This window comes from Luteimicrobium sp. DT211, assembly GCF_049844995.1.
GTDB lineage: Bacteria > Actinomycetota > Actinomycetes > Actinomycetales > Cellulomonadaceae > Luteimicrobium.
Genome location: NZ_JBNCMC010000003.1, coordinates 722524 through 732406 on the forward strand (window position 1 = coordinate 722524; position 9883 = coordinate 732406).

Genomic DNA, 9883 nt, shown 5'->3' on the forward strand with positions numbered 1-9883 from the left:
CCGCGAGGGTTCCCGGCCCGTCGCCGTCCACGCGCGCGACCGGCGCGAGATGGCTAGCGTGAGGCTGCCGACGCGTCCGATCGGCCCGCGCCCCGACCCGAAGGAGGCCCGGCGGTGAAGCTGGAGCTGCGCGGCATCACCAAGCGGTTCGGACCGCTCGTCGCGAACGACCACATCGACCTCGTCGTCGAGCCCGGGCAGGTCCATGCCCTGCTCGGCGAGAACGGGGCCGGCAAGTCGACCCTGATGAACGTGCTGTTCGGGCTGTACCGGGCCGACGACGGCGAGATCCTCGTCGACGACGAGCCCGTCGCCTTCAAGGGCCCGGGCGACGCCCTGGCCGCCGGCATCGGCATGGTGCACCAGCACTTCATGCTGGTCCCGGTGTTCACGGTCGCCGAGAACGTCATGCTCGGGCACGAGCCGACGCGCGGCGGCGGCCTCCTCGACCTCGGCGCCGCGCGCCGCACCGTGCGCGAGCTGTCGGACCGCTTCGGCTTCGGGCTCGACCCCGACGCCGTGGTCGAGGACCTCCCGGTCGGCGTCCAGCAGCGCGTCGAGATCGTCAAGGCCCTCGTGCGCGACGCGAGGGTGCTCATCCTCGACGAGCCGACCGCGGTGCTCACGCCGCAGGAGACCGACGAGCTCATCGCGATCATGCGCGGGCTCAAGGCCCAGGGCACCTCGATCGTCTTCATCACCCACAAGCTCCGCGAGGTCAAGGCCGTCGCCGACGTGATCACGGTGATCCGGCGGGGCGCGGTCGTCGGCTCGGCGTCCCCCGACGCGGCCGAGAGCGAGCTCGCGGAGATGATGGTGGGCCGCGCCGTCAGCCTCGGCGTCGACAAGGCGCCCGCGCAGCCCGGCGACGAGACGTTCCAGGTCGAGCACCTCACGGTGCGCGACGCGAACGGCATCGCCGTCGTCGACGACGTCAGCTTCTCGGTGGCGCGTGGCGAGATCCTCGCGGTCGCAGGCGTCCAGGGCAACGGCCAGACCGAGCTCAGCGAGGCCGTCGTCGGGCTCGTGCCGGCGACCGGCTCGATCCGGCTCGAGGGCCGCGAGCTCGTCGGTCTCAGCCCGCACGAGGTCCTCGACGCCGGGGTCGGGTTCGTGCCGGAGGACCGCACGGTCGACGGGCTCGTCCTGGACTTCACGGTCGCCGAGAACCTCGTGCTCGACCTGCACGACCGCAGGCCCTACGCGCGCGGCATCGCCCTCGACCTCGGCGCGATCCGGAAGAACGCGCACGAGCGCATCGAGGAGTACGACATCCGCACGCAGGGCCCCGGCCAGGAGGTCGGGAGGCTCTCGGGCGGCAACCAGCAGAAGGTCGTCATGGCCCGCGAGCTCTCGCGGCCGCTCAAGGTGTTCGTCGCCAGCCAGCCGACGCGCGGCGTCGACGTGGGTTCCATCGAGTTCCTGCACCGGCGGATCGTCGCCGAGCGGGACAACGGGACGCCCGTCGTGATCGTGTCCACCGAGCTCGACGAGGTCGCGGCGCTCGCGGACCGGATCGCGGTCATGTACCGCGGGAAGGTCGTCGGGATCGTCCCCGCCGACACCCCGCGTGCCGTGCTGGGCCTCATGATGGCGGGCGCGGGCGCCGAGGATGCGCACGAGCAGGCCACGGTGACCGAGCTCGACCAGCTCGCCGACGAGCACACGCACGAGACAGGAGCCCAGCAGTGAGCCAGCCCGACGAGCCCGGGACGGCGCCCGTCGCGCCCGAACCCGGCGCCGACCTGACGGGCCGGGCGCCGTCGCAGCCCGACGGCCCGCCGACGGAGTCCGGGGAGGCGCCCGAGTCCGGGGAGGCGCGCGCGTCGCGGGCCCTGCGCGACGTCGCGACCGGCACGTTCGGCGTGACGGTGCTGGCCTTCGTGCTGGCGCTCGTCATCGGGGCGCTGCTCATCGTCTTCACGACGGACTCGGTGACCTCAACGCTGAGCTACTTCTTCTCCAAGCCCGGCGACTTCTTCTCGGCCGCCTGGTCCGCGGTGAGCGACTCGTACGTCGCGATGTTCCGGGGCGCGGTGATCAACGACCAGGGCTGGAGCTTCACGACCGTCTTCCACCCCCTGACCGAGACCATGACGGTCGCGACGCCGCTCATCATCGCGGCGCTCGGAGTCGCGGTGGCGTTCCGCGCTGGGCTGTTCAACATCGGCGCCCAGGGGCAGGTCATCCTCGGCGCGACGTTCGCCGGGTACATCGGGTTCACCTGGCACCTGCCGGTCGTCGTGCACGTGATCGTGGCGATCGTCGGCGGCATCCTCGGTGGCGCGATCTGGGCGTCGATCGCGGGCGTGCTGCGGGCCCGCACCGGCGCGCACGAGGTGATCGTCACGATCATGCTCAACTACGTCGCGCTCTACCTGCTCGCGTACCTGCTGACGACGCGGTTCTTCACGCAGGCCGGCTCGAACCAGCCCAAGAGCCCGGCCGTCGGGCCGAACGCCAACCTGCCGCTCCTGCTCGGCGACCAGTTCCGCCTCAACGCGGGCTTCCTCGTCGCGATCCTCGCATCCGTGTTCGTGTGGTGGCTCATGACGCGGTCCACGTGGGGCTTCCGGTTCCGCGCGGTCGGCTCCAACCCGAACGCGTCGCGCAACGCCGGCATCGGCGTCGCCACCACGTTCATCGCGGTGATGGCGGTCTCGGGTGCGCTCGCGGGCCTCGCGGGCGCGGTGCAGGTGCTCGGCACCGAGAAGTCGCTCACGGGCGGCATCGCCGGGTCGCTCGGCTTCGACGCGATCACCGTCGCGCTCCTGGGCCGGTCCAAGCCGCTCGGGATCTTCTTCGCTGGCCTGCTGTACGCGGCGCTCGACGTCGGCGGCAGGTCGATGGAGGCCGCGACCGGCACCCCGATCGACCTGGTGCTCGTGATCCAGTCGCTCGTCGTCCTGTTCATCGCGGCACCGCCGCTCGTGCGGGCCATCTTCCGCCTGCCGGCGCCGCGACCCGACGCTAAGGGGGCCCGCGCATGAGCGCCGCCACTCTCCAGCCCGCCGCCTCTCCCGCGGCCGGGACGCCCGCGACGGCGGCCGGGCGCAAGGCGTGGCGCCTGCCGATCACGCTCGGCGTGCTGGGGCTCGTCGCGCTCGTCCTGTTCGGCGTCCTGCCGGCGGGCGGCCGGGAGACGACGTTCGGCGTCTCGACCTCGACCGACTTCGTGCACCTCGGGCCCGTGACGGTGCCGTCCAAGGCGACGGCGGTCGTCCTGTCGGTCCTCGCTCTCCTCGTCGCCGCCTACGCGGGCTGGTGCGTCGCGCGGGCCCGCCGCGTGGGCCGCTGGGTCACGATCGTGTTCGCGGTGCTGTGGGTCCTCGCGTTCCTGACCTGGGCCGTCGCCGGCAAGACGACGTCCCTCGTGTCCCTGCTGGCGGGCTCGCTGTTCCTCGCCGTGCCGCTCGCCTTCGGCGCGCTCGGCGGCCTCGTGGGCGAGCGGGCCGGCGTCGTGAACATCGCGATCGAGGGCCAGCTCCTCACCGGCGCGTTCGGCGCCGCGGTGTTCGCGTCGATCGTGTCGAACGCGTACCTCGGCCTCGTCGCCGCGCCCGTCGCCGGACTGGTCATCGGGGCGCTGCTCGCGCTCTTCACGGTGAAGTACCACGTCAACCAGATCATCGTCGGCGTCGTGCTCAACGTGTTCGCCGTCGGCCTGACGAGCTTCCTGTACTCCTCGGTGCTCAAGGAGAACGCGGCGTCGCTCAACAGCCCGCCGCGGCTGCCGACCATCGCGATCCCCGTGCTGGGCGACATCCCCGTCATCGGGCCGGTGCTGTTCCGCCAGACGCTGCTCGTGTACCTGCTGTACATCGCGATCGTCGTCGTGGCGATCGCCCTGTTCCGCACGCGGTGGGGCCTGCGGGTGCGCGCCGTCGGGGAGTACCCCGCGGCCGCCGACACCGTCGGCATCGACGTGAACCGGATCCGCTGGCGCAACGTGCTGCTCGGGTCGATGATCGCCGGCCTCGGCGGCGCGTTCTTCACCGTCGGGTCGGTCGGCGCCTTCTCGCAGGAGATGACGGCCGGCAAGGGGTACATCGCGCTCGCCGCGATGATCCTCGGCCGCTGGTCGCCGTGGGGCGCGCTCGGCGCCGCGCTGCTGTTCGGGTTCTCCGACAAGGTGCAGCAGGTGCTGGGCGTGCTCGGCACCCCGATCCCCAACCAGTTCATGCTGATGCTGCCGTACGTGGTGACGATCTTCGCCGTCGCCGGGCTGGTGGGACGCGTCCGCGCGCCCGCGGCCGACGGCGAGCCCTACGTCAAGGAGTGAGCGTGGACGACACCACGGGCACGGTCGACTGGGACGCCCTGCGCTCCGAGGCGACCGCCGTCATGCGGCGCGCGTACGCGCCCTACTCGGGGTACCCGGTGGGCGCGGCGGCGATCGTGGACGACGGGCGCGTCGTCGTCGGCTGCAACGTGGAGAACGCCGCCTACGGCGTGACGCTCTGCGCGGAGTGCTCGCTCGTGTCGGCGCTGGTCGTCGGCGGGGGCGGGCGGCTCGTCGCGTTCACGTGCGTCGACGGCGCCGGGCGGGTGATCATGCCGTGCGGGCGCTGCCGCCAGCTCCTGTGGGAGCACGGGGGGCCGGGGCTCCTCGTCGAGACCGTGTCCGGCGTCCGCCCGATGACCGAGGTCCTGCCCGACGCGTTCGGGCCGGACGACCTGCGCCAAGGAGAATGATGAGCAGCACGCCCGGGACGGCCGAGCCGTTCGACGCCGTCGACGTGATCCGCGCCAAGCGTGACCGGCAGCGCCTCGACGGGGGGCAGATCGACTGGGTGGTCGACGCCTACACGCGGGGCGTCGTCGCCGAGGAGCAGATGGCCGCGCTCGCGATGGCGATCCTGCTCAACGGGATGGACCGCGGCGAGATCTCCCGCTGGACGTCGGCGATGATCGCCAGCGGTGAGCGGCTCGACTTCTCGGGCCTCGACCGGCCCACGGCCGACAAGCACTCGACCGGTGGCGTGGGCGACAAGATCACGCTGCCCCTCGCGCCCCTGGTGGCGTCCTTCGGGGTCGCGGTGCCGCAGCTGTCGGGCCGCGGGCTCGGGCACACGGGCGGCACGCTCGACAAGCTCGAGTCGATCCCCGGGTGGCGGGCGGCCCTGACGAACGACGAGATGCTGGCGCAGCTCGGCTCCGTCGGCGCCGTGATCTGCCAGGCGGGCTCGGGCCTCGCGCCCGCGGACCGCAAGCTGTACGCGCTGCGCGACGTGACCGGGACGGTCGAGGCGATCCCGCTCATCGCCAGCTCGATCATGAGCAAGAAGATCGCCGAGGGCACGGGGGCGCTCGTCCTCGACGTCAAGGTCGGCTCGGGGGCCTTCATGAAGTCCGCCGACGACGCCCGCGAGCTCGCGCGCACCATGGTCGACCTCGGCACGGACGCGGGCGTGCGCACGGTCGCGCTCCTCACGGATATGTCGACTCCGCTCGGCCTCACCGCGGGCAACGCGCTCGAGGTGCGCGAGTCGGTCGAGGTCCTGGCCGGGGGCGGCCCGGCCGACGTCGTCGAGCTCACGGTTGCGCTCGCGGTCGAGATGCTCGCGGGAGCGGGTCGCCCGCACGACGAGGACGAGGTCCGGACCGCGCTCGGCGACGGCCGCGCGATGGACGTCTGGAAGGCGATGATCCGCGCCCAGGGTGGCGACCCGGACGCCCCGCTGCCCGTGGCCGGCGAGACCGAGATCGTGACCGCGCCCGCCGACGGCGTGCTCGCGCAGGTCGACGCGCTCGCCGTCGGGGTCGCGGCGTGGCGCCTCGGCGCGGGGCGCGCCCGCAAGGAGGACGCCGTCCAGGCGGGCGCGGGCGTCGAGCTGCATGCCAAGCCGGGCGACGTCGTCGTGGCGGGCCAGCCTCTCGCGACGCTCCACACCGACACCCCGGAGCGGTTCGGCCGTGCCGTCGACGCGCTCGACGGCGCGTTCCGCGTGGCGGCACCCGGGCTCGTCACGGAGCGCACGCCCGTCGTGCTGGAGAGGGTGGCGTGACGGGACGGGACAGCGTGGACGAGGGTGCCGACCCCGACCAGCGCCGCCCGCGCTCGGTGTACGGCGTCGGCACCGACCCGGACGTGCGGTTCTCGCTCGCGAACGAGCGGACCGCGCTCGCGTGGCTGCGGACGGGCCTCGGGCTCGTCGCGGGCGGGATCGCGCTGACCTCGTTCGCGTCGTTCGCCGACCTGTCCGTCCTGCTCGACGTCGTGGCCGCGGTCGCGTGCGTCGGCGGCGGCTGCCTCGCCGCGTACGCGCTGGTGGCCTGGCGGCGCAACGAGCGAGCCATGCGCCTCGGCACCCCGCTGCCCCCGCCGAGCGCGTTGCCGGTGATCGTGGTGGGGGTCGTCGCGTTCGCGGCGCTCGTCGGGGCGTACGCGATCTGGAGCGGGTCGACGCGGTGACGGAGCCCGCGCGATGACGGACGACCCGAGACCGGTGCCCGGCCTGCAGGCGGAGCGGACGGCGCTCGCGTGGCAGCGGACGGCCGTCGGGATCACGCTCGGCTGCGCTGTCCTCTCGCTGTCAGCGCTGCGTGAGGGCGACCCGGTGGTCGCCGTCGTCGCCGTGCTGCTCGGCGCCGCCAACGTCGTGGGCGCGCTCCTCGCGCGGCACGGCCGCTGGCCGCCCGCCGACCGCCGCCCCTGGTGGATGCTGCTGCCCGGCGCGGGCGCCGTCGTCGTGCTCGCCGCGCTCGGGGCGGTCGCCGCGGTCCTGCGCGCGGTCCGGTAGGAGGGTCCGTGCAGCTCAGCACGCTCCTGCGCCGGTCCGGGATCTGGGCGCGCGGCCCGGCGGAGGCGCCCGACGGTGCCGATGAGGCGCCGGCCGCGGGCGCGTCACCGGACGATGCCCGGACGGGCGCCGGGGCGGCCGATGCCGTGCCCCGGCCCGTCCTGCTCGGCACGGAGCGGGCACCCGCGGTCCAGATCGACGGCACGACGTGCGGCCCCGCCGTCCTGGTCGTGCTGGCCGCTGACGGGGACCCCGCGGTCGCCGCGTGGCTGGACGGCGCCGGGGACCGGTTCGCGGCGCTGCAGCGATCCGTCCAGCGCCGCACCACGCGCACCGCCCTCCTCGGCGTGCCCTGGCCGCAGGCCCTGGGCACACCGCCGTGGGCGGCCGCGCGCGCCGCCCGGTGGGGGAGCGTGCGCTACGGGCACCGCGTGGTCGACGACACCGACCCGGTCGACCTCGCGCGGGTGCGGGCTCAGGTCGACTCCGCCCTCGCCCGGGGCGTGCCCGTGCCGCTCTACACGGGCGGTGACACGTCGCGCGGCTGGACGACGGCGCTGCCGCGGCACGTCGTCCTCGTCCTGCCCGGCGGCCCGCCCGACGCGTACCGGGTGTACGAGCCGGGGTCGGGCGCGATCCACACGGTCCGCCGCGCCGACCTGTGGTCCGGCGGCCGGCCTCTCGACGCGCTCGGCCGCTGGCCGCACGTCGCCTGGGCGCTCCTGCCCCGCCCGAGAGCCGCGCTCAGCGGCGGCGGGGGAGCGCGGGTGGGGTGACGATGGACGGGTACGCGCACGGATCCGGAACGAGGAGGCCCCATGAGCACCACGCCCGGCGACGAGACCCTCCGCGACGCGGGCCTGCTGCCCGACGACGTCGCCGTCGACCCCGACCTCGACCACCTCACGCACCGGCGGGCGCCCGAGCCGGACTCCCTCGACGAGGACGAGTACGAGCCCGCCGTGCCCCGGCCGGACCTGGACGGCGAGGCGGACGAGGCGGACGTCGTCGAGCAGGCCGACGAGGTCCCCGCCGAGGACGAGGACGGCGGCCGGGACTGAGCGCGGCGGGCCGCGCGGCCGGACGGTCGACGGAGCACGGCTCCGCTACCGTGTGAGCATGACAACCCCCAGCGGCCCGGCGGCCACGAGCGTGCCGCACGCTCTCGACGACGACCGGGCGTCGCACCTCCCCGCGCCCCTCCGCGAGCAGATCGCCCAGCTCCCCAAGGTCGTGCTCCACGACCACCTCGACGGCGGTCTCCGGCCCGCGACGATCGTCGAGCTCGCTCGGGAGGCGGGCCACGAGCTGCCCGCCGGGACGCAGGACGACCCCGAGGCCCTGCGCGCCTGGTTCGTCGAGTCCGCGACGTCGGGCTCGCTGCCCCGGTACCTCGAGACGTTCGACCACACGATCGCGGTCATGCAGACCGCCGACCACCTGCGTCGCGTGGCGCGCGAGTCCGTGCTCGACCTCGCGGCCGACGGCGTCGTCTACGCCGAGCAGCGGTGGGCCCCCGAGCAGCACCTCGCGGGCGGGCTGACCCTTCAGGAGACCGTGGACGCCGTCCGCGAGGGTCTCGCGGAGGGCGTCGCCGAGGCCGCGAAGGACGGGCGGACCATCTGGGTCGGCCAGCTCGTCACGGCCATGCGCCATGCCGACCGCTGGGAGGAGATCGCCGACCTCGCCCTCGCCAACCGGGTCGAGGGGGCGCTCGCGGACTCCCCGGGCGCCGTCGTCGGCTTCGACATCGCGGGCGCAGAGCTCGGCTTCCCGCCGGACCGCTACCCGTCCGTGTGGGCGACGCTCGACGACGCGGGCTTCCCGGTCACGATCCACGCGGGCGAGGCGGACGGCGTCGGGTCGATCGCGCAGGCCGTGCACCTGGGCCGCGCGGCGCGCGTCGGGCACGGTGTGCGGATCGTCGAGGACATCGCGTTCGACCCGAGCGGCGACCGCGACGACGACGCCGAGCCGCTCGCGACGCTGGGCCGCGTCGCCACCTGGCTGCGCGACCGGCAGGTCCCGCTCGAGCTGTGCCCGTCGTCGAACCTGCAGACGGGCGCCGCGGCGTCGATCGCGGAGCACCCGATCACCCGCCTGCTCGAGCTCGAGTTCGCCGTCACCCTCAACACCGACAACCGGCTCCAGTCGGGCACGTCGATGACGCGGGAGATGACCCTGCTCGTCGCCGAGGCGGGCTGGACCCTGGACGACCTGTACGAGGTCACCATCACGGCGGCCTGGAACGCGTTCGTCCACCACGACGAGCGCCGTCGCCTCGTCGAGGACCTCATCGCGCCGAAGTACGCGGAGATCGAAGGAGCGCAGGTATGAGCACGGGCGACGGAGGGGGCGGGACCGCACTGGATCGTCGAGGTCTCGCGCAGTTCATCGACCACACGCTCCTCAAGCCGGAGGCGACGCGTGCCGACGTCGAGGCGCTCGTGACCGAGGGCGCCGCGCTGGGCGTCTACGCCGTGTGCGTGTCGCCGTCGTTCCTCCCGCTGACCGTGCCCGACGCCGGACCCGAAGGCAGTGCGCTCAAGGTCGCCACCGTGTGCGGCTTCCCGTCGGGCAAGCACCACAGCGAGGTCAAGGCCGCCGAGGCCGCGAGCTCCGTCGCCGACGGCGCGGACGAGGTCGACATGGTGATCGACGTCGGCGCCGCGAAGGCCGGCGCGTGGGAGTACGTCCAGCTCGACATCGCGGCCGTCCGCGCCGCGGTCCCCGCCGGTCGCGTCCTCAAGGTGATCATCGAGTCCGCCGCGCTGACGGACCACGAGATCGTCGAGGCGTGCCGGGCGTCGGAGGCCGCGGGAGCGGACTTCGTCAAGACCTCGACCGGCTTCCACCCCGCGGGCGGCGCCTCGGCGCGTGCGGTGTCGATCATGTCGGAGACCGTCGGCGGCCGGCTGGGCGTCAAGGCGTCCGGCGGGATCCGCACGCTCGCCGACGCGCTGACGATGATCGACCACGGCGCCACACGGCTCGGCATGTCGAGCGGCGCCGCCGTGCTCGCGGAGCTCGACGCGCTGGCGTAGTCACCGGTCGGGCCGAGCACCCACGCCGAGCAAGAAGGGACGCGGGGGGGGCCCCCCGGGGGGGGGGGGGGGGGGGGGGGGGGGCGCGGGGGGTGG

General features: G+C 74.3%; 11 protein-coding genes. All 11 read left to right on the forward strand.

Features of this window, described 5'->3' with window-relative positions:
• The first annotated feature begins 114 nt into the window (after positions 1-114).
• The 11 genes from ACLQ14_RS10835 to deoC are packed head-to-tail and all read left to right on the forward strand — an operon-like array spanning position 115 to position 9787.
• Positions 115-1692 carry an ABC transporter ATP-binding protein gene (locus tag ACLQ14_RS10835; RefSeq protein WP_425812777.1) on the forward strand — a complete coding sequence of 526 codons (1578 nt, stop codon included), beginning with the start codon at positions 115-117 and terminating at the stop codon, positions 1690-1692.
• Positions 1689-2990 carry an ABC transporter permease subunit gene (locus ACLQ14_RS10840; protein ID WP_425812779.1) on the forward strand — a complete coding sequence of 434 codons (1302 nt, stop codon included), beginning with the start codon at positions 1689-1691 and terminating at the stop codon, positions 2988-2990. The genes ACLQ14_RS10835 and ACLQ14_RS10840 overlap by 4 nt, the downstream gene beginning before the upstream one ends.
• The gene (locus ACLQ14_RS10845; RefSeq protein WP_425812781.1) at positions 2987-4282 is read left to right on the forward strand and encodes an ABC transporter permease; all 1296 of its coding nucleotides are present in this window, start codon (positions 2987-2989) and stop codon (positions 4280-4282) included. Before ACLQ14_RS10840 ends, ACLQ14_RS10845 begins: the two co-directional genes overlap by 4 nt.
• A 2-nt stretch (positions 4283-4284) precedes the next feature.
• Positions 4285-4695, forward strand: coding sequence for a cytidine deaminase (locus ACLQ14_RS10850; RefSeq protein WP_425812783.1), 411 nt, complete (start codon positions 4285-4287; stop codon positions 4693-4695).
• Positions 4695-6008, forward strand: a complete 1314-nt coding sequence (locus ACLQ14_RS10855) for a thymidine phosphorylase (protein WP_425812785.1) — start codon at positions 4695-4697, stop codon at positions 6006-6008. The genes ACLQ14_RS10850 and ACLQ14_RS10855 overlap by 1 nt, the downstream gene beginning before the upstream one ends.
• Positions 6005-6415 carry a YidH family protein gene (locus ACLQ14_RS10860; protein ID WP_425812787.1) on the forward strand — a complete coding sequence of 137 codons (411 nt, stop codon included), beginning with the start codon at positions 6005-6007 and terminating at the stop codon, positions 6413-6415. The genes ACLQ14_RS10855 and ACLQ14_RS10860 overlap by 4 nt, the downstream gene beginning before the upstream one ends.
• Before the next feature lie 13 nt (positions 6416-6428).
• A complete protein-coding gene (locus ACLQ14_RS10865) occupies positions 6429-6743 on the forward strand; it encodes a DUF202 domain-containing protein (protein WP_425812789.1) in 315 nt (104 codons plus the stop codon).
• An 8-nt stretch (positions 6744-6751) separates the two neighbouring features.
• Positions 6752-7519: a hypothetical protein gene (locus ACLQ14_RS10870; RefSeq protein WP_425812791.1), complete on the forward strand. Its 768-nt coding sequence runs from the start codon at positions 6752-6754 to the stop codon at positions 7517-7519.
• 42 nt (positions 7520-7561) lie between these two features.
• Positions 7562-7804 (forward strand): hypothetical protein, encoded by a 243-nt coding sequence (locus ACLQ14_RS10875; protein WP_425812793.1) that lies wholly within the window; start codon positions 7562-7564, stop codon positions 7802-7804.
• Between the two features lie 58 nt (positions 7805-7862).
• The gene (locus ACLQ14_RS10880) at positions 7863-9080 is read left to right on the forward strand and encodes an adenosine deaminase (protein ID WP_425812795.1); all 1218 of its coding nucleotides are present in this window, start codon (positions 7863-7865) and stop codon (positions 9078-9080) included.
• Positions 9077-9787: a deoxyribose-phosphate aldolase gene (deoC, locus tag ACLQ14_RS10885; protein WP_425812797.1), complete on the forward strand. Its 711-nt coding sequence runs from the start codon at positions 9077-9079 to the stop codon at positions 9785-9787. The genes ACLQ14_RS10880 and deoC overlap by 4 nt, the downstream gene beginning before the upstream one ends.
• The last annotated feature ends 96 nt before the right edge of the window (positions 9788-9883 follow it).

What these genes read in the sequence shown, in the direction of transcription:
- ACLQ14_RS10845 (WP_425812781.1), top strand. Translation starts at nt 2,987, where the DNA reads ATGAGCGCCGCCACTCTCCAGCCCGCCGCCTCTCCCGCGGCCGGGACG.
- ACLQ14_RS10855 (WP_425812785.1), top strand. Translation starts at nt 4,695, where the DNA reads ATGAGCAGCACGCCCGGGACGGCCGAGCCGTTCGACGCCGTCGACGTG.
- ACLQ14_RS10865 (WP_425812789.1), top strand. Translation starts at nt 6,429, where the DNA reads ATGACGGACGACCCGAGACCGGTGCCCGGCCTGCAGGCGGAGCGGACG.
- ACLQ14_RS10875 (WP_425812793.1), top strand. Translation starts at nt 7,562, where the DNA reads ATGAGCACCACGCCCGGCGACGAGACCCTCCGCGACGCGGGCCTGCTG.
- ACLQ14_RS10880 (WP_425812795.1), top strand. Translation starts at nt 7,863, where the DNA reads ATGACAACCCCCAGCGGCCCGGCGGCCACGAGCGTGCCGCACGCTCTC.
- deoC (WP_425812797.1), top strand. Translation starts at nt 9,077, where the DNA reads ATGAGCACGGGCGACGGAGGGGGCGGGACCGCACTGGATCGTCGAGGT.